General features: G+C 52.7%; 18 protein-coding genes and 1 riboswitch. Of the genes, 10 read left to right on the forward strand and 8 right to left on the reverse strand.

The genetic code is table 11. The features are described 5' to 3' along the window. Positions 1–106: 106 nt before the first annotated feature. A riboswitch (TPP riboswitch) is annotated at positions 107–211 on the forward strand. Positions 212–415: 204 nt separating this feature from the next. The 7 genes from thiC to AC4GL5_RS00645 all read left to right on the forward strand — a co-directional run bounded on the left by thiC (position 416) and on the right by AC4GL5_RS00645 (position 8,813). Beyond that, positions 416–2,317, forward strand: coding sequence for a phosphomethylpyrimidine synthase ThiC (gene thiC / locus AC4GL5_RS00615; protein WP_490380846.1), 1,902 nt, complete (start codon positions 416–418; stop codon positions 2,315–2,317). Positions 2,318–2,587: 270 nt separating this feature from the next. Beyond that, on the forward strand, positions 2,588–3,082 hold the full coding sequence (locus AC4GL5_RS00620; protein WP_490380847.1) for a hypothetical protein: 495 nt from the start codon (positions 2,588–2,590) through the stop codon (positions 3,080–3,082). Then, positions 3,079–4,203 (forward strand): GGDEF domain-containing protein, encoded by a 1,125-nt coding sequence (locus tag AC4GL5_RS00625; RefSeq protein ID WP_490380848.1) that lies wholly within the window; start codon positions 3,079–3,081, stop codon positions 4,201–4,203. The genes AC4GL5_RS00620 and AC4GL5_RS00625 overlap by 4 nt, the downstream gene beginning before the upstream one ends. Before the next feature lie 189 nt (positions 4,204–4,392). Then, complete coding sequence (locus AC4GL5_RS00630; RefSeq protein WP_490380849.1) at positions 4,393–5,205, forward strand: EAL domain-containing protein; 813 nt, start codon at positions 4,393–4,395, stop codon at positions 5,203–5,205. 120 nt (positions 5,206–5,325) lie between these two features. Further along, on the forward strand, positions 5,326–6,045 hold the full coding sequence (locus AC4GL5_RS00635) for an SDR family oxidoreductase (protein ID WP_490380850.1): 720 nt from the start codon (positions 5,326–5,328) through the stop codon (positions 6,043–6,045). After that, positions 6,039–7,430, forward strand: coding sequence for a DASH family cryptochrome (locus AC4GL5_RS00640; RefSeq protein ID WP_490380851.1), 1,392 nt, complete (start codon positions 6,039–6,041; stop codon positions 7,428–7,430). Before AC4GL5_RS00635 ends, AC4GL5_RS00640 begins: the two co-directional genes overlap by 7 nt. Before the next feature lie 168 nt (positions 7,431–7,598). Continuing rightward, entirely contained in the window at positions 7,599–8,813 is a 1,215-nt protein-coding gene (locus AC4GL5_RS00645) for a polyhydroxyalkanoate depolymerase (RefSeq protein WP_490380852.1), read from the forward strand. A 75-nt stretch (positions 8,814–8,888) separates the two neighbouring features. Here the strand turns inward: AC4GL5_RS00645 and trmB are convergent, their stop codons facing one another. From trmB to thiS, 3 genes are all read right to left on the reverse strand, one after another. Next, positions 8,889–9,674: a tRNA (guanosine(46)-N7)-methyltransferase TrmB gene (gene trmB / locus AC4GL5_RS00650; RefSeq protein WP_490380853.1), complete on the reverse strand. Its 786-nt coding sequence runs from the start codon at positions 9,672–9,674 to the stop codon at positions 8,889–8,891. Positions 9,675–9,764: 90 nt separating this feature from the next. Continuing rightward, a complete protein-coding gene (locus AC4GL5_RS00655) occupies positions 9,765–10,562 on the reverse strand; it encodes a thiazole synthase (protein WP_490380854.1) in 798 nt (265 codons plus the stop codon). A gap of 105 nt (positions 10,563–10,667) precedes the next feature. After that, complete coding sequence (gene thiS, locus AC4GL5_RS00660) at positions 10,668–10,868, reverse strand: sulfur carrier protein ThiS (protein WP_490380855.1); 201 nt, start codon at positions 10,866–10,868, stop codon at positions 10,668–10,670. Positions 10,869–11,047: 179 nt separating this feature from the next. Here thiS and AC4GL5_RS00665 point away from each other — a divergent pair, with 179 nt between their 5' ends. Beyond that, on the forward strand, positions 11,048–11,479 hold the full coding sequence (locus AC4GL5_RS00665; protein WP_490380856.1) for a DUF423 domain-containing protein: 432 nt from the start codon (positions 11,048–11,050) through the stop codon (positions 11,477–11,479). An 86-nt stretch (positions 11,480–11,565) separates the two neighbouring features. On the opposite strand, the gene AC4GL5_RS00670 is transcribed toward AC4GL5_RS00665, so the two are convergent. The 4 genes from AC4GL5_RS00670 to pyrE form a co-directional block, all read right to left on the reverse strand. Beyond that, entirely contained in the window at positions 11,566–12,042 is a 477-nt protein-coding gene (locus AC4GL5_RS00670) for a PaaI family thioesterase (RefSeq protein WP_490380857.1), read from the reverse strand. A gap of 108 nt (positions 12,043–12,150) precedes the next feature. Next, positions 12,151–13,515: a deoxyguanosinetriphosphate triphosphohydrolase gene (locus AC4GL5_RS00675; RefSeq protein ID WP_490380858.1), complete on the reverse strand. Its 1,365-nt coding sequence runs from the start codon at positions 13,513–13,515 to the stop codon at positions 12,151–12,153. A gap of 75 nt (positions 13,516–13,590) precedes the next feature. Further along, positions 13,591–14,139 carry a YfaZ family outer membrane protein gene (locus tag AC4GL5_RS00680; RefSeq protein ID WP_490380859.1) on the reverse strand — a complete coding sequence of 183 codons (549 nt, stop codon included), beginning with the start codon at positions 14,137–14,139 and terminating at the stop codon, positions 13,591–13,593. A gap of 135 nt (positions 14,140–14,274) precedes the next feature. Continuing rightward, complete coding sequence (pyrE, locus tag AC4GL5_RS00685; RefSeq protein ID WP_490380860.1) at positions 14,275–14,922, reverse strand: orotate phosphoribosyltransferase; 648 nt, start codon at positions 14,920–14,922, stop codon at positions 14,275–14,277. A gap of 90 nt (positions 14,923–15,012) precedes the next feature. On the opposite strand from pyrE, the gene AC4GL5_RS00690 reads away from it, so the two are divergent. Continuing rightward, on the forward strand, positions 15,013–15,774 hold the full coding sequence (locus AC4GL5_RS00690) for an exodeoxyribonuclease III (protein ID WP_490380861.1): 762 nt from the start codon (positions 15,013–15,015) through the stop codon (positions 15,772–15,774). A gap of 331 nt (positions 15,775–16,105) precedes the next feature. Here AC4GL5_RS00690 and rph read toward each other — a convergent pair whose 3' ends face one another. Further along, positions 16,106–16,828 (reverse strand): ribonuclease PH, encoded by a 723-nt coding sequence (gene rph, locus AC4GL5_RS00695; protein WP_490380862.1) that lies wholly within the window; start codon positions 16,826–16,828, stop codon positions 16,106–16,108. Between the two features lie 389 nt (positions 16,829–17,217). Between rph and AC4GL5_RS00700 the strand changes: the two genes are divergently transcribed. Beyond that, positions 17,218–18,081, forward strand: a complete 864-nt coding sequence (locus tag AC4GL5_RS00700; RefSeq protein ID WP_490380863.1) for a YicC/YloC family endoribonuclease — start codon at positions 17,218–17,220, stop codon at positions 18,079–18,081. The last annotated feature ends 3 nt before the right edge of the window (positions 18,082–18,084 follow it).

Consider the following 18,084-nt stretch of genomic DNA (forward strand, 5'->3'; position numbering starts at 1 on the left):
TAAATATCTTTACACTTTATTGCCTTATTTTTTCGTTCAGGTGCTGAATCGATATTTTTCAAGGCCAAAGCACTGGACATCTCAAAGCCCTCTACCTAGACTCTGTGCCATCTTGACGGGGTGCACGGTTGGCTGAGATCGCTGCAATGCAGCGGAACCCGAAGAACCTGAACTGGGTAATTCCAGCGTAGGAATCGAGAAACTGAATCCAAAAATCCGTACTGCCGGACTTATAAAGGCAGACCGGGATCTGAACACAAAAACCATCTTTTATCAGTGTTCGCGCCACCGGATTCATCCACGGCACAGCCAACCTTTCTCTCTGTCATGTTTAAACACTGGTTGCTCACCCAGAGCACGGTTTAACACTGCATATTCTGTTCAACCGCAGATGACGGTAATAAAGGTAGGCATGATGCAAAACAATCAGAACAATCCCAATAACACTCCGCAGGGACCGCTGAATCAAACCGCACAGGTGGATCAGGCGTCCATTCAGCCCTTCCCGAATTCCCGCAAAATTTATATCGAAGGCAGCCGCCCCGACATTAAAGTGCCGATGCGCGAAATCAGCCTGAGCCCGACCACTGGCAGCTTCGGTAACGAAGAGAACGAGCCGCTGCGCGTTTATGACACTTCAGGCCCTTATACCGATCCTGCCGTTCAGATCGATGTGCGTAAAGGCCTGAACCCTCAGCGTAACCCCTGGATCGAAGCGCGTGACGATACTGAGGTTCTGTCAAAACTGTCCTCCGAATACGGCCGCATGCGCGAAGCCGACCTGACGCTGGAGTCACTGCGTTTTGATCTGCAGCGCAAACCCCGTCGCGCCAAAGCCGGTAAAAACGTGACCCAGATGCATTACGCCCGTCAGGGTATCATCACCCCTGAGATGGAATACGTTGCCATCCGCGAGAACATGAAGCTGGCTGAGATGCGTGAGCAGCACCAGCTGAATGAACAGCATCCGGGTCAGTCCTTTGGTGCGGCTATTCCGGACGAGATCACGCCGGAGTTTGTCCGTTCCGAGATCGCCCGTGGCCGCGCGGTACTGCCTGCCAATATCAACCACCCGGAAATCGAGCCGATGATTATCGGTCGTAACTTTCTGACCAAAATTAACGGCAATATTGGTAACTCAGCGCTGGGTTCTTCCATTGAGGAAGAAGTGGCCAAGATGACCTGGGGCATCCGCTGGGGTGCTGACACCGTGATGGACCTGTCCACCGGTAAAAACATTCACGAAACCCGTGAGTGGATCGTGCGTAACAGCCCGGCTCCTGTCGGCACCGTACCGATTTATCAGGCGCTGGAGAAGGTTAACGGCGTTGCTGAAGATCTGACCTGGGAAGTGTTCCGCGACACCCTGATCGAACAGGCGGAACAGGGTGTGGATTACTTCACCATTCACGCCGGTGTACGTCTGGCTTACGTGCCGCTGACTGCCAAACGTATGACAGGTATCGTTTCCCGTGGTGGTTCCATCATGGCGAAATGGTGTCTGGCACACCATAAAGAGAGCTTCCTCTACACCCACTTTGAAGAGATCTGCGAGATCATGAAGGCCTACGACGTGACCTTCTCGCTGGGTGACGGTCTGCGTCCGGGTTCCGTGTATGACGCCAACGATGAAGCTCAGTTTGCCGAACTGGAAACCCTGGGCGAGCTGACCAAGATCGCCTGGGAACATGATGTTCAGTGCTTTATCGAAGGTCCGGGTCACGTGCCGATGCACATGATCAAAGAGAACATGGACAAGCAGCTGAAAGAGTGCGGCGAAGCACCTTTCTACACCTTGGGCCCTCTGGTGACCGATATTGCACCGGGTTATGACCACATCACTTCCGGTATCGGTGCCGCCATGATCGGCTGGTACGGTTGTGCCATGCTCTGTTATGTAACGCCAAAAGAGCACCTGGGTCTGCCGAACAAAGACGATGTTAAAACCGGCATCATCACCTATAAGATTGCGGCGCATGCAGCGGATCTGGCCAAAGGTCACCCGGCGGCGCAGGTGCGTGATAACGCCATGTCCAAGGCGCGTTTCGAATTCCGTTGGGAAGACCAGTTCAACATTGGCCTCGACCCGGATACCGCCCGCAGCTACCACGATGAGACCCTGCCAAAAGAGTCCTCCAAGGTGGCGCACTTCTGCTCCATGTGCGGACCAAAATTCTGCTCCATGAAGATCTCTCAGGAAGTCCGGGATCTGGATGCGGAACAGGTCGCCGCCATCAATGCTCAGGCAGAAGAGGGTATGCAGGAGAAATCGAAAGAGTTTCTGGAAAAAGGCTCCGAGCTGTATCAGGAGGTCTAGGCCCTATCCAATCCATTTAGGTCCTAGCCAACGTATTTAGGTCCTGGACAACTTACTTTAAGCTGCGGAGCTACTCCGCAGCTTTTCTTTTTCAAAACGCCCCATTCAAAAGAAATATTCTGTGTAACAACCGATTCCATCCATCCTAACGAACGCCCCCCCGTTATTCCCCCCTTCAATCAGTGGTTTTAAGCAAAAAGGGTGGTATTCTTCCCTGAATTAGCAGGTAACGTTATTCCCGATTTAACAGCCAACTTAATGAGGTTCTCAATGCATCTACTGAATTGGTCTTTGTGGCGACTCGGTTCGTTCGCGCTGATGGTTCTGCTCACACTGGTACAAACACCCAACGCTTTAGCTGATGCTCCGCAGGCTCTGTCTATCGTTCAGGGGGAAAACCAGTACACGCTCAGTCTGAGTAACATTGAATCTCTGGGTTTACACGAAGTCACCATGCAACACCCCGAGGGCCCCAAGGGCACCTTCTCCGGGGTTTGGCTCGACGCTTTACTGAAGAGTCAGAAGCTCGACAAGGCGCAACGTGTTCGCTTTATTGCAGAGGATGGCTACACCACCTTCCTGTCGCCAAAAGAGCGTAGTGAAAAGCGCTATCTCCTGGTCACTCGCCTGGATGGCAAGCCTGTAACACAAAAAGATCTTGGGCCTTATATGCTGATCGTCCCTGAAGACGCTCAGGCCGCTCTTGAGGGCACGGCTTCCATCACTCGCTGGATCTGGGCGGTGCGCAAAATTCAAGCACGATGATGCATCAATCAGGCAAACGTCTTCGCAGATGGCTTGCAGCCTCCTTCGCGCTACTGATACTGGTCTGCGGGCTGGCGATCACCTATTACCTGAAAGAAGCCCGACGTCATGTTGGCGCTGACTATACCTCCATGGTGACCGATGTGATTCGTGCTCAGGCCAGCATCTCTGAACTTCGCCTGACACTGGAAAGCCTCCTGAAAGAGCAGGAAAAACATCACCTCGAACAACTCAACATTATTCTGATGCGCATCGACAGACGCGCACGAACAGTACGCCACTCATTAAGCCAAAGTGACCTCCCCGATACAGACTACATCGCTCAGTTTGAAGAGATAAAACGCGCAGAGGATCAGCTGTCCGTGCTGCTTGAGTTGCTGAATCTCGCTGAGGAGAAGGGTGCTGATATCTTAGATATCCCCCATGTTTACCATCAGGGGATGGCTCTGGAACAAAACCTGGCCTGGGCCTACAGCGAACTCAACGAGAAACTCCACTTAGCGTCTGCCACTCAGCGCCAACTGATGCAGTGGCTATCCATCGCAGTGATCAGCTTATTACTCCTGGTGGTCCTGGTAGTCGCCAGCCTGATGCTGGCTCTGATGCGCATTCATCAGCAGAACAGTGCGCTACTGCATCAGAGCCAGACCGATACACTTACCGGGTTATACAATCGCCGCCGAATGTACCAGATCGCAGAGCAGGAGCTGACCCGTATTCAGCGTAATGGCGGTTCGTTGGGCCTGATACTGATCGACCTTGATCATTTCAAACAGATCAATGATACCCACGGCCACCCCACCGGAGATGCCGTACTAAAGACCTTCGCGGCCATGATCCTCAAAGAGATCCGGGAAATTGATATAGCAGTGCGCATGGGCGGTGAAGAGTTTGCCATTATCATGCCGGGGGGCGACAAGTCATCGGCCTACGCTCTGGCAGAGCGCATACGAAAAGCGACCATAACCCTGATACTACCCGACAATCTTAGGCTCACCGCCAGCTTCGGGGCCAGTGCAACACAGGGATCTGAAGACACCTTTGAGCAACTCTTTTCCCGTACGGATAAACTCCTTTATATAGCCAAGACAGAAGGCCGTAATCGCACAGAAGCGGATTAAGGAACCTCCGCGTAACATTCTGAATAAAAAAAGACCTTTCTGCTTCCAGTGAACTAAATTCATCAGATAACGTATACGGATAATACGTGTTTGATCTATGCTGCCCTGATGTCACGCTAACAATCCAATATCAGGCGCTACTCTTCTATCCTGTGGCCCTTTTACATTCAGACCAAACGGACAACGATTATGCCTGCCGATACTGATCACTGTAACGGACACAACGCCACTCAAGCACATCAGAATTCAGATATTCCTGGCTGTGATCGCTGTAGAGACAGGCCGCCTCTACCCTTTACCTTCAGTTTTGCTTTTCAGCCCATTGTCAGCGCCAGCCAGAAAAAGACCGTTGCCTATGAGGCCTTAGTCCGGGGCATTAATGGCGAACCTGCCGGAACCATTTTTCAGCATGTGAACGACGATAATCTCTATCAGTTTGATCAGGCCTGTCGGGTCACCGCCATCAAAAAAGCGGTTGAGATCGGTCTCGCGGATCAGGATGCCCGCCTGAACCTGAACTTCACCCCTAATGCGGTGTATCAGCCGGAGCTCTGTATCCGCACCACGCTGGAAGCCGCCAGAAAGTATGGTTTTCCATTAGAGAAAATTGTCTTTGAGGTCACCGAAGGTGAAGAGGTCAAAGACAAGCAGCATCTGGTCAATATTATCGATGCCTATAAAAAGATGGGCTTTAAAACCGCCATTGATGACTTTGGCGCAGGTTATTCCGGCCTGAACCTGCTGGCGGACTACGAGCCGGATACCATCAAGCTCGATCGGGAGCTGATTATCGATATTCACCAGCACCCGCGAAAGCAGGCGATTATTCGCGGCATCATTATGGTGTGCGAAGAACTGAATCTGGAACTGCTGGCAGAAGGGGTTGAACTGCAGGAGGAATACGAATGGCTGCGGGATCAGGGTATCGATCTGTTTCAGGGCTTCTACTTTGCGCGCCCCGGCTTTGAAACCCTGCCTGAGGTTTCTGCCAGTCAGTTCTGATTTCACACTAAACCGCACTGGAATGAATGACCACGCTCAGCTGACAACCTGAACCGGAGACCCAAAAACTGCGTACCAAACGCAGTTAAACCAGAGAAAATCAGGCAGAGGGTAACGCGGATGAAGGTTTTGATATGTGCCGGTAATGGTGGAGTCGGGCAGGGGCTGATCAGCGCGATCCGTGAACGCTATCCCGATGCAGAAATCGCAGCGACCTACCGAAGCCGCAAGCCGGAAAACACTTCCGCAGATGTGCACTGGTATCAGGCCGATCTGACCCACAGGGATTCGGTTGGCAAACTGGCTGAATCCGTGACTCAGGTGGACTGGCTGATCAATTGCGCTGGTTTCCTTCACCATCACACCCATGATGGCTTTCAGGGGCCGGAAAAGAGTATCCGCCAGTTTGAGCCGGATTTCTTTCTGCACAATATTCAGCACAACACCCTGCCAACACTGCTGTTGGCACAGCACTTTTCCTCAGCCCTTAAAAAAAGCACTCGCGGGATATTTGCCGCAGTCAGCGCTAAGGTCGGCAGTATCGAAGATAACCAGCTGGGCGGCTGGTACAGCTATCGCGCTTCTAAAGCGGCTCTCAATATGGCGCTGAAAACCCTGTCTATCGAGTGGCAACGCAGCCATAAACATCTGTGTGTTGCGGCCCTGCATCCCGGCACCACAGATACCGGCCTTTCCGAACCTTTTCAGAAAAATGTCCCCGAGGGTAAACTCTTCACCCCAGAGCAAACCGGCCATTACCTGCTGAATGTGCTTGAACAGCTGATACCGGAGCAAACCGGCTCCTTCTTCAGCTGGAATGGGGAGACGCTGCCATGGTAAGCCCACAGCAAACCCATGAGCCAAAACAACCCTCTAAACGGGGCTTATATCTTTTCGGTCACGATCTGCGGCTGGAGGATAATCCTGCGCTGAATCACCTGATCAGCCAATGCGATGAAGTCCTGTTCGTCTACCTGCTGAATCCTGAACTGACCAAGGCCAGCCACCATGGCTTTCCAAGACTGGGACAGCACCGCTGGCAGTTTATCTGGCAATGCTTAAGGGATCTGAATCAGCATCTGCAGCGCTTTGGCCATCAGCTGCATCTGATACAGGGCGAGCCTGAGAAAACAATTCCGACTTTGATCGAAAAGCACCGCCTAGACCTGATAGCAGGCAGTTTTAACAGCGGCTTGAATGAAACACGTTTCTGGCAAGCCTTGCAGGATCAGACTGATTGCCACGTGATAACGCTGCATCAAAACAGCTTATTCACACCGCAACATCTGCCGGTGTCTGTGGATAAGATACCGAAACAGTTCACTCCCTTCCGCAAGCTGGCGGAAGAACAACTTGTGCCGGATCCGGTCACACTGGACGTCAGACTGGCACAAACCAAACCCATCATCGTGGTGGAAGACGCCGGTTCATGGCCAGAAACACCGCCACTATTATCGGATTATCAGCAGACCAGCAGCCATCAGGAACGCCCCATTCAAGGTGGCTGTGAAGCCGCCTGGAATCATCTGGATCACTTTATCTGGAAAAGCCGCGCTATCGATCACTACAAGCAATCCCGCAATACACTGGATGTTGTGCAACATCCGGATCATGTCAGCCTGCTCTCTGGCTGGCTCGCTCAGGGTTGTTTATCTGGCCGTCAGGTCTGGAGTGAGATCAGCCGCTACGAGCAGCAATTTGGCGCGAACGAATCCACTTACTGGTTAAAATTTGAGCTGCTCTGGCGGGAGTTCTTCTACTGGAATGCCCACCGTTTACAGGCGGACCTTTATCGGTTTGGCGGAGAAAGGCGCAAAAAGCCTCTGACCAGCTTCTACCCTCAACGCTTTAAAAGCTGGTGCGAAGGCAGCACGGCATTTCCTATTGTTAACGCCTGTATGAAACAACTGAAAGTGACAGGCATGCTGTCCAACCGGGGCCGCCAGATTGTCGCCAGTGCTCTGGTCAACGAGCTGCAACTGGACTGGCGCTACGGGGCCGCCTGGTTTGAACATCAGCTGGTCGATTACGACCCCGGCAGTAACTACGGTAACTGGCAGTACATTGCAGGAGTCGGCTCAGACCCGAGGGGCGGCCGGCACTTTAATCTGGAAAAGCAAAGCGCCGAGTTTGATCCCGAAGGAGATTTTATCCACCGCTGGCAGGGCAAAGAAACGGCCTTTAGCGATGCGGTAGGCATCGATGACTGGCCAATCCGGCCCTGACTTTGCTCAACCGGCAAAGCCCTCTCACCAATACCCGCAAAACAGATGCCTGATTTCCAGTCACTGAAAAACCTTTGCCTGTCCCGTCTCTGTGTCTATTATCAATATTGCTGCAACGCACAAATAACCATAAAAAAATAATGCCAGCTCATCACAGAGGACTCCACCATGCTCTATAAACTGCATCACAGTTACAGTCAGGTTGCTCAACCCATTCATCTCTGGGCGCAGGCCTGGCGAAAACAGCTGTCACTACCCTGGAATCCTCTGCGTATCACCCAAACCGGTAAGTTGCTGACTGCGGCAGCGGAACTGATCGAACGCTGCACCGATAACTACGAAAAACCCAGCTTTGAACTGCCTTTTACCGAAGTTGATGGTCAGAAGGTGCGCATCCGGGAAGAGATTATCCACACCCTGCCGTACTGTAATCTGCTGCATTTCCGCCGCTCCGGTGAGTATCAGCACCCTAAGCTGTTGATTGTTGCCCCTATGTCCGGCCATTACGCCACCCTGCTGCGGGGTACCGTTGAACAGTTTATTCCCGACCATGAGGTTTATATCACCGACTGGGTTAACGCCCGGGAAGTGCCGCTGGAAGAGGGTAGCTTCAACTTTGATGACTACGTGCGCTACCTGATCGAGTTTCTGCAGCTGTTAGGACCGGATACCCATGTGATCGGTGTCTGTCAGCCCAGTGTGCCTGCCATTGTGGCAACAACGGTGATGGCAGAACAAAACGATCCCTGCGCCCCTAAATCTCTGATTCTGATGGGCGGCCCGATTGATACCCGAAAAAATCCAACGGAGGTAAACGATTACGCATCCGGCAAGGATTACGAGTGGTTTCAGGATCAGGTGATCTGCACGGTTCCAGAGGGTTATCCCGGCGCCGGTCAGCGGGTCTATCCGGGTTTTATTCAGCTGTCCGGCTTTATGAGCATGAACCTGGATAGCCACGTGAATAAGCACTTCAAGTTTTTTGGCGACCTGATCAAAGGGGATGGCGACAGTGCCGAAGCACACCGCAAGTTCTATAACGAGTATCTGGCGGTGATGGATCTGCCCGCGCCCTTCTTTCTGGAAACTATCAAAAAGGTGTTCCTCGATCATGACCTGCCAAGGGGCGAGATGACCTATCAGGGCAAAAAGATTGAGCCAACGGCAGTCACCAAGACCGCACTGATGACCATTGAAGGTGAGAACGACGATATTACCGGTATGGGGCAGACGGAAGCCGCCCATGACATTCTGACCAAGATTCCGAAAACCAAGCGCCAGCACTATATTCAGCAGGGCGTGGGGCATTACGGCATCTTTAACGGCCGCCGCTTCCGGGAAGAGATCGCTCCGGAGATTAAGGCCTTTATGCAGAAGGCCTGAAACGCGAAAGCCCCCGAGACCTTATAAGGTCTCGGGGGCTTTCATTTTGGTCATCAGAAATTCTGACGCTGAAGATCAGCTCACCTTGCGGTAGATGATATCCCATACGCCATGACCCAGACGCTCACCACGCTTTTCAAACTTGGTGATCGGACGGGAATCCGGACGCGGTACGTAATCACCATCGGTCGCGGTATTCTCGTAGCCTTCTGCCGCCTGCATCACTTCTACCATGTGTTCGGCGTAGTTTTCCCAGTCCGTTGCCATATGGAAGCGACCACCCACTTTCAGCTTTTTGCGCAGCAGCTGAACAAACTCAGGCTGTACGATACGACGCTTATGATGGCGCTTTTTATGCCACGGATCAGGGAAGAACAGCTGCAGCAGATCCACCGAACCATCCGGAATGCACTGGTTCAGAATCTCAACTGCATCATCTTCGTAGGCACGCAGGTTGGTCAGACCGGCATCACCGGCTTCTGCCATCAGCTTACCAACACCCGGGGTATGCACCTCGATACCGATAAAGTTGTGATCCGGCATGGTCTTCGCCTGTTCAAACAGGGAGTGCCCCATACCAAAACCGATCTCGATCACCAGAGGCGCATCACGACCAAACACCTGTTGCGGGTCGATTTCACCCTGCTCCAGGGTCAGCCCCCATTTTGGCCAGAACTCATCCATGCCACGCTGCTGACCGGCAGTCATACGGCCGGTACGCAGTACAAAGCTGCGAATGCGGCGCTTATGCTCTTCAGGCGTTTCGTTCTCTTTTCTTTCCTGGCTTTCTACCGGCTGCTCAGAAACCTCAGCCTCGTTAACAGCTTGATTCGGGTTTTGAGCATCAGTTGCATCAGACATTGTCGTTCTTTAAACCTGTATGGTGTTGATTAAAAAGTAGCGACAGAGCTGATATTCAGCTCCGCCTTAATTGAGTGCAGGGCAAGCAGATTAGTCGATCAGGCCTTCCAGCGGAGAAGAGGCACTGGCGTACTTCTTACGCGGCATACGACCGGCCAGATAGGCTTCACGACCGGCTTCGATCGCCTTACGCATGGCAGAAGCCATCAGCACAGGGTCTTTAGCGGCCGCAATCGCAGTGTTCATCAGAACCGCTTCGCAGCCCATCTCCATGGCGATAGCCGCATCAGAAGCCGTTCCGACACCGGCATCAACCAGTACCGGGATATTCGCGCTTTCCATGATGATGCGGATGTTGTGCGGGTTCAAAATACCCAGCCCGGAACCGATCAGAGAGCCCAGCGGCATGATGGCGCAGGCCCCCATATCTTCCAGTTTTTTCGCCGCGATCGGATCATCGTTACAGTAAACCATCACGTCGAACCCATCCGCGATCAGGGTCTTCATCGCCTTCAGGGTTTCTTCCATATCCGGATACAGCGTCTTCTGGTCACCCAGTACTTCCAGCTTCACCAGTTTGTGGCCATCCAGCAGTTCACGGGCCAGACGACAGGTACGCACGGCATCGTCAGCGGTGTAGCAGCCTGCGGTATTCGGCAGAATGGTGTACTTGTCCGGGGTGATCACATCCAGCAGATTCGGTTCATCCGGATTCTGTCCGATATTGGTACGACGCACCGCTACGGTCACAATCTCAGCACCACTGGCTTCAATCGCCAGGCGGGTCTCTTCCAGATCCTTGTATTTACCGGTGCCTACCAGCAAACGGGACTGATAGCTTTTGCCTGCGATGGTCAGAAGATCCTTATTGTTGCTCGAAGCGGTCATGGATGTTTACCCTTGTCTGTGTTTGTTTGGTTCCATAGGATGGTAGAGTTTTGGGTCAGCACAGCCAAGCTGCTGACTCCGATGAATGTCTGGCTGATCCCTCAATCAGCCACCACCGATAGCGTGCACAATCTCAACCTGATCACCGTCATTCAGGCGGGTTTCCCCATGCTGACTACGGGGCACGATCTCAGCGTTAATCTCCACCGCAATCCGTTTGCCGGTCAGTTCCATCTCAGCGATTAAGTCCGCCAGCGTCGCCTGTCCGGGCAATTCTTTTGGCTCACCATTCACCAGTATCTGCATCGCTTTTGCTACCTGATCTGTCGGTTAGTGTGTCGCGTTTTCATCAGCGGCTGTGAAATCTGAAGCGAGGAAGAGTATATTGCCCTTCGATGATTTTCACGATGTCACCGCTGATCTGAAAAAGGGTGACATTGTACCTTAAACCTCCGGCTTTGCGGCCTCTAATCTGGAGATAGCTGATGCAAAATTCTGCAGAAACACCGAGAAAAGCGCTTTTTTATTGTTACGGTCTTTTGTGGCTGCTGGCGGGGCTGTTCGGTGCTTCCGGTGTGTTTCTGGATGCCTGGCTGAGCCATGGCTTCAGTAATGCCGATCCTGACATTCTGAACAGCCTGCAGACCGCGGTACGCTATCAGCAATTTAACAGCCTGACCCTGGCTCTGAGCTTATGGATTGCAGGAGGTGCTTTGCGACAAGGTAAACCAATGGCTTGGTTAAGTCTTCTGCCCGGTCTTTTCTTTCTGCTGGCGATTCTTGCTTTTAGCGGTGGGATTTATGGCAAACACTTACTGGGTTTCGCGACAGGGGCGATCACGCCAACGGGTGGATTTATGATGGCTCTGGGCTGGTTAAGTCTGGCGCATTACGGTTTTTATCAGCACAAACGCTGATAAGCCCACTGACGGGCTAAAGCCCGACCCACAAGCTTGTAGGCTTTATTGTGGGTCGCCCTTCAGGACATCAAACCCAGTGCAGATCAGCGTGGCGGAATCGAATAGGTCGCGGTGACGTGAGCCACTGGCTCGCCATCGCCTTCTGAATAGATACTGATCTCACCCACCGCGAGACGCTTACCCAGCTTCAGCAGGCTGGCCTCGGCGATAATGGCTTTGGCCGGTTCCGGCTTTCTGAGGAAGTTGATATTCAGGTTGGTGGTGACGGCCAGCGCCACCGGGCCGATCTGCCCGAGAATCGCAACGTAGAGACAGATATCCGCCAGCGCCATCATGGTGGGGCCGGAGACAGTGCCGCCGGGGCGCAGATGTGCATCGTCCACATCCAGCCGCATCACAGCACTGTTCTTACCCATCTCGGTGACAACACCGATATGCTGGGGAAATTCTTTGTGCAGAAATTGGGTTATCTCATCCACTGTCATTACGGTGTCGGATGATGCGTGTTCTGCCGATAATGCTTTTGTAGTTGGTGTAGTTGTAGTAGTTGCGGCGGTCATAACGACTCCTGAGCTTGTTTTTATTATGACGCTCAGTATGCCGCTGCCAGAGAGCCTGTGCCCAGCCTCTGTTGTGACTCTCTGTTCACAGTTCTGTTATTCACTCATTCAGCCATTCAAACGACCACCCATCTCCTGCGCCAGATCCACCGCGTAGTTGTCGGTCATGCCGCCGATAAAATCCAGAACCCGACGATAGGCTTCATAACGGTCCCAGCCGGTGTCCGGAATATTCTCACCGATCAGCGACAACACCCGCTTTGACTTAAAACTGAGTGTCTGGGTTGAGTCTGCCGCCTTTAGCTGACTGAGTTCCTCGACCGCACCGCAGAAGCTCTCCAGCAGAACCCCCAGTGTGGTGTACGCACCAATCTCCAGCTTTGCCTTGCGGGGATGATCAAAAATCCGCTGCTGTGCCATCTGTTTGGCCTGAGCCACTCCCTGAGCGATATCCGGTGGGCAAACATCCAGCAGATCCTGATTGAACTGCCCGGTTAGCAGCTCATCCTGATGCTCGACAAAGGCTTTGGAAACAGCGGCCACGACCTGCTCCATTGCTGCTCCACGCAGGGCCGCCACACGTCGCCGGTTAGAAGCTTGCGCCAACTGCGGATAGCCCTCCGGCTCGCCTCCGGCAATCTGCAACAGAAGCGCTTCCACCTCGTCATAAGCCAGAATCTCCATCTCAAGACCGTCCTCCAGATCCAGCAGGGCATAGCAGAGATCATCCGCCGCCTCCACCAGATAGACCAGCGGGTGACGACACCAGCGCTGATCGGCCAGCTGAATCAAACCCAGAGCGTCCGCGGTTTCCTGCAGCATGGGCAGCTCGGTCTGGTAACAGCTGAACTTACCGGCACTTTTCATATTATCTGGCATCGCAGCGTTTGAAGCGGTCCAGGGATATTTCAGAAAGGTGCCCAGGGTGGCGTAGGTCAGTTTCATACCACCGGCAAACTGGTTGTACTCCACCTGAGTCACCATACGGAAGCCCTGAGCGTTACCTTCAAAGGTGATCAGATCGGCTTTCTGCTCATCGGTCAGGCCTGCAAGACGGCCCTGCTTCTCTGCCTGCAGGAACCAGTCTCGAATGGCGTATTCACCGGCATGACCGAAAGGGGGATTACCAATGTCGTGGGCCAGACAGGCACTTTGAACGATGACACCAAGATCCGCAGGAGCGATATGTTCAGGTAGCTGCTGCCGGAGACTGTCGGCAACCATCATGCCGAGACTTCGGCCAACACAACCCACTTCAAGGCTATGGGTTAAACGGGTGTGGATATGATCGTTTTCGGCAAAGGGGTGAACCTGAGTCTTGCGGCCCATACGCCGGAAGGAACCGGAAAACACCACGCGGTCGTGGTCTTTATGGAAAGGGGAACGCCCGACATCATCGATTCCATGTCGGGACGTACCTTGCAGGCGCTGGCTGGATAGCAGCCGTTGCCAGGACATCGTCTGTTGACTCATTCCTCAGCCTCTTGAAAGCATCGTCATCAGCCAACAGATTGAAGCGAAGCGCGCTTCAGATCAAATAACTTTTGATCAGAAATTCATGACAAAACCGAAGTTCAGGCTGCTTTCCAGATCATCGGAATTTGAACCCACATCAACTTCAATTTTGCGCCAGCCCAGATAGATATCGACATCTTTCAGTGCCTGATAGTAGGCACGCAAAGAGACATCGGTCATACCATCGATGTCACCAAAAGAAACCACTCGTGGTGCAAAGTAAGCGTGGCCACCAAAACGCATCTGCTGCAGCTGTGCAAAAGACACGCTACCCTGAAGACCCAAACCGATGGCTGCACCATCAATATCACCGCTGCCGGTTACACCGTAAGCACGCCCACCAACACCAACACTGTATGTCGCTGTATCTTCCTGAGTGTGCAGGCCGATATGCCCCACTAACGCATCAGCATCATTTTCTTCGTGATACAGAGCACCTACCGCCATATTCAGACGGTTCTGCGGCAGCGGCGCATCGTACTCGGCACGGATAGTTTCATCGTTGATATTCAGGTCAATGGTGGCTGCCTGCGCGCTTACCGCCATACCCGCTGTTAGCGCTGCTAAAGCCAGTCGTTTCATCACAAACCTCGGAAATAGTTAGCCAGTCGTTAAGTCAATCAGAAGAGTCTCAATGTACTCTAATATACGGCATATCAATCAGCTGAAAAAGCGCGAACAAGATGACTGATTAGCGCTTTTAATCACAGATTGCCCTCAAATACCGTACTGTTCCCGGTATTTTCGGATTGCATCAGCATGTTGCTGAGCGTTGTCATCGCCTTTCTCATCCAGATACTGCAGGACCTGCTCCAGCGTAATAATGCTCACCACCGGCATATTAAAGTCACGTTCGACTTCCTGAATTGCTGACAGTTCACCCTTACCACGTTCCTGGCGATCCAACGCAATCACTACGCCACCCGGCTGAGCACCATTGGCATCGATAATCTGCATCACTTCACGGATGGCAGTACCAGCGGTAATCACGTCATCAATAATCAGCACCCGTCCTTCCAGATCCGCCCCCACCAGAACACCACCTTCACCGTGGTCTTTGGCCTCTTTACGGTTAAACACATAAGGCACGTCACGGTCATGATGATCGGCCAGCGCAACGGCTGTTACAGCTGCCAAAGGGATACCTTTATAGGCCGGACCAAAGACAACATCATATCCAACTTTTGATGCAGAGATCGCCTGCGCGTAGAATCGGCCTAAACGGGCTAAAGCCTGACCCGACTTGAACAAACCCGCATTAAAGAAATAGGGGCTGATTCGGCCGGATTTGAGGGTAAATTCGCCGAAACGTAGTACATTTTGCTCAATTGCAAATTCAATAAACTCGCGCTGGTAGTCTTGCATTCATAAACTCCGGTAGATTTGGCTGCTGAGTATTTACCAAAACGTCTAAAGCTCGGGTATCATACACGCTCGTCGTAGCAGGAACCACGTATGAAGATCATCAACATTAACTTAAACGGCATTCGCCGGGCCGTAGACAGAGGCTTTCTGGACTGGCTTCAACAGCAGGATGCAGACGTTATCTGTGTTCAGAATCTGCAGGCCAAGTCCTATGAACTGGACGATTCAGTTCTTTTCCCACAAGGCTATGAAGGCTACTTTTTCGATGCCGATCAGGACAACTTTGGTGGCGTAGGCGTTTATTGCCGCAAACTGCCAAAAGCGATCATGACAGGTCTTGGTTTTGAGCAGGCGGATTTTGAAGGCCGCTTTATTCAGGCAGACTTCGATAAAGTCAGCATCGCGTCTTTTCTGATGCCGGACAACAGCGACCCACAGGCAAAATATGCCTTTATGGAGCAGTTCAACGAGTATCTGAAAAAACTGCGCCGCAAGCGCCGCGAGCATATCATTTGCGGCAGCTGGTATATCGCCCACAAAACCATCGATCTGGCAGACTGGGCCAACAACCAGGACACACCGGGATTCCGTCCTGTTGAGCGCGCCTGGCTGGATCAGGTCTTCGGACCTATGGGCTTTCTGGATGCTTTCCGCGAGGTTAACCGCGATGAAGGCCAGTATTCCTGGTATCCGGAGCTGGATAAGCCCCGCAACCGTCAGGATGGCTGGCGTATCGACTATCAGGTTACCGGCCCGAACATGCGCCGCAATATCGTAAATGCCTGGTTTGATACTCAGGCCAACTTCTCAGAGTTTGCACCTCTGGTAGTGGAATACGATATCGACCTGTAATTTCTGTCTTCGCGGATAAAGCAGACAGAAAACTGCACCTGCCGGACTTTTTGTGTTTCAGATCTCCGACCCGGACGATGATCAAACTGAACATAAAAAGCAGGGTTCTGGCTTACGATGAACGCGGCGTGACTAAAATCACAATGAATCGCCGCCCAGAAGGTGCAGTGGTAGAGAGTGTAGTTGTAGAGAGTGCAGTAGTAGAGAGACAGAAAAGCCCGTGCCGATTTCGCAATGCGATAACGACACGGGCTTTTTCATGCCTGACGATTCAGCTTGCTCTCTACCTGGTTAACAGCTGACTCAGGCAAGCAGCATCACAAGTGGCAGATTACTCTGCCAGCACCTGCTGCTGAATCCCAAACAGCTCGTTACAGCCTTTCTTCGCCAGTTCCAGCATCGCCAGCAGCTCTTCCTGAGTATAAGGCGCGCCTTCTGCCGTGCCCTGAACCTCAATAAAGCCCCCCTGATCCGTCATGACAACATTCATATCGGTTTCAGCGGAGGAATCTTCTGGATAATCCAGATCCAGTACCGGCTCGCCTTTGTAAACACCCACCGAGATCGAAGCGATCATCTGCTTCAGCGGATCACCCTTAATCATCTTCTCGCGCTGCATCCAACGGATCGCATCCACCAGTGCCACACAAGCACCTGTGATCGATGCGGTACGGGTGCCGCCATCAGCCTGAATCACATCACAATCGATCTGGATGGTATGCTCGCCCAGTGCATTCATATCCACCGCTGCACGCAGAGAGCGACCGATCAGACGCTGAATCTCCTGAGTACGACCGGACTGCTTACCACGAGCCGCTTCACGACCCATACGGCTACCGGTAGAACGCGGCAGCATGCCGTATTCCGCCGTTACCCAACCCTGATTTTTACCGCGCAGAAAACGCGGTACAGACGCATCAACCGATGCCGTGCAGATCACCTTAGTATTACCAAACTCAACCAGCACAGAACCTTCTGCATGACAGGTATAATTGCGGGTGATTTTCACCTCGCGCATCGCATCAGATGCACGTCCGCTCGGACGAGAAACCATAGAACACCTTTTCGTTTGTTTAATCGGAAATCAAATGGGTTAAAACCGAAGAATTGTTTTGTCGCTTGGCGAGTTTCAGTATTTAAAAAGCCAAGCAAACCGTAGCAGGCCAGAAGCCTTAAATTGATGACGCGGATGCCTGAGCTATGATCAGACCGAAACATGATCATTCTCCAAACAGCATCAACGCTAAGATCAGATGCGCTAATTATACACGTTAAGCCATCACCCGCAGAGACTTTCCCTCAGTCTATTACCCGCATCATTGTCTGAGCATGCTAAACATTAGTCCGCGCTTTCGCTAAACTAGCGGCAACATAAAAAGACTGAAGATGGCGCTGGTACCGACACACCAGCCCACCGCCTCAACATCCGACCGGAGCACAGCAATGACTCACAGCATGACCGCCTTTACCCGTCAGGAAGAACAACATCCCTGGGGCACCCTCAGCTGGGAGATCCGCTCGGTCAACCAACGCTTTCTGGAACCTCACTTCCGCCTGCCGGACACCCTGCGCGAGCTGGAACCAGCCATCCGTGATCTGCAGCGTAAAAGCCTGAACCGGGGCAAAGTGGAATCCGTACTGCGCTTCCACCCCGCTCAGGTCAGCGAAACGCTCAATATCGACGAGCAGCTGGTTAAGCAACTGGCCAGCGCCGCTGAAACCATCAGCAGCCACCTGAACAAACCGGGTTCCATCAACCCGCTGCAGATTATGCAGTGGCCGGGGGTTCTGCAGAATGAAGAAGTGGATGCCGATCAGCTGAAAAAAGCCGCCCTTGAGCTGTACAAAAAAGGCCTGAAAGACCTGATCGCCATGCGTGCGCGGGAAGGGGAAGAACTGGCCAACCTGATCAACCAGCGACTGGACGGCATCGACGCCATCGTCGTACAGGTACGCGCCGCACTACCGGGGATTCTGGAGCGTCAGCGCCAGCTGATTCTGGATAAACTGGACAGCATCAAAGACGACCTCGACCCCGCCCGCCTTGAGCAGGAGATGGTACTCGTCGCCAACAAAACCGACGTCGCCGAAGAACTCGACCGATTGGAAACCCACGTTAACGAAGTACGCCGCACCCTGAAGAAGAAAGACCCCGTAGGCCGCCGCCTCGACTTCCTGATGCAGGAACTGAATCGCGAAGCCAACACACTGGCCTCAAAGTCCATCGTCACCGAGACAACCCAGTGTGCCGTTGAACTCAAGGTTCTTATTGAACAGATGCGCGAGCAGATTCAGAATATTGAGTGATAT

It is taken from the genome of Oceanospirillum sp. (assembly GCF_982874595.1).

What these genes read in the sequence shown, in the direction of transcription:
- thiC (WP_490380846.1), top strand. Translation starts at nt 416, where the DNA reads ATGCAAAACAATCAGAACAATCCCAATAACACTCCGCAGGGACCGCTG.
- AC4GL5_RS00620 (WP_490380847.1), top strand. Translation starts at nt 2,588, where the DNA reads ATGCATCTACTGAATTGGTCTTTGTGGCGACTCGGTTCGTTCGCGCTG.
- AC4GL5_RS00625 (WP_490380848.1), top strand. Translation starts at nt 3,079, where the DNA reads ATGATGCATCAATCAGGCAAACGTCTTCGCAGATGGCTTGCAGCCTCC.
- AC4GL5_RS00630 (WP_490380849.1), top strand. Translation starts at nt 4,393, where the DNA reads ATGCCTGCCGATACTGATCACTGTAACGGACACAACGCCACTCAAGCA.
- AC4GL5_RS00635 (WP_490380850.1), top strand. Translation starts at nt 5,326, where the DNA reads ATGAAGGTTTTGATATGTGCCGGTAATGGTGGAGTCGGGCAGGGGCTG.
- AC4GL5_RS00640 (WP_490380851.1), top strand. Translation starts at nt 6,039, where the DNA reads ATGGTAAGCCCACAGCAAACCCATGAGCCAAAACAACCCTCTAAACGG.
- AC4GL5_RS00645 (WP_490380852.1), top strand. Translation starts at nt 7,599, where the DNA reads ATGCTCTATAAACTGCATCACAGTTACAGTCAGGTTGCTCAACCCATT.
- trmB (WP_490380853.1), bottom strand. Translation starts at nt 9,674, where the DNA reads ATGTCTGATGCAACTGATGCTCAAAACCCGAATCAAGCTGTTAACGAG.
- AC4GL5_RS00655 (WP_490380854.1), bottom strand. Translation starts at nt 10,562, where the DNA reads ATGACCGCTTCGAGCAACAATAAGGATCTTCTGACCATCGCAGGCAAA.
- thiS (WP_490380855.1), bottom strand. Translation starts at nt 10,868, where the DNA reads ATGCAGATACTGGTGAATGGTGAGCCAAAAGAATTGCCCGGACAGGCG.
- AC4GL5_RS00665 (WP_490380856.1), top strand. Translation starts at nt 11,048, where the DNA reads ATGCAAAATTCTGCAGAAACACCGAGAAAAGCGCTTTTTTATTGTTAC.
- AC4GL5_RS00670 (WP_490380857.1), bottom strand. Translation starts at nt 12,042, where the DNA reads ATGACCGCCGCAACTACTACAACTACACCAACTACAAAAGCATTATCG.
- AC4GL5_RS00675 (WP_490380858.1), bottom strand. Translation starts at nt 13,515, where the DNA reads ATGAGTCAACAGACGATGTCCTGGCAACGGCTGCTATCCAGCCAGCGC.
- AC4GL5_RS00680 (WP_490380859.1), bottom strand. Translation starts at nt 14,139, where the DNA reads ATGAAACGACTGGCTTTAGCAGCGCTAACAGCGGGTATGGCGGTAAGC.
- pyrE (WP_490380860.1), bottom strand. Translation starts at nt 14,922, where the DNA reads ATGCAAGACTACCAGCGCGAGTTTATTGAATTTGCAATTGAGCAAAAT.
- AC4GL5_RS00690 (WP_490380861.1), top strand. Translation starts at nt 15,013, where the DNA reads ATGAAGATCATCAACATTAACTTAAACGGCATTCGCCGGGCCGTAGAC.
- rph (WP_490380862.1), bottom strand. Translation starts at nt 16,828, where the DNA reads ATGGTTTCTCGTCCGAGCGGACGTGCATCTGATGCGATGCGCGAGGTG.
- AC4GL5_RS00700 (WP_490380863.1), top strand. Translation starts at nt 17,218, where the DNA reads ATGACTCACAGCATGACCGCCTTTACCCGTCAGGAAGAACAACATCCC.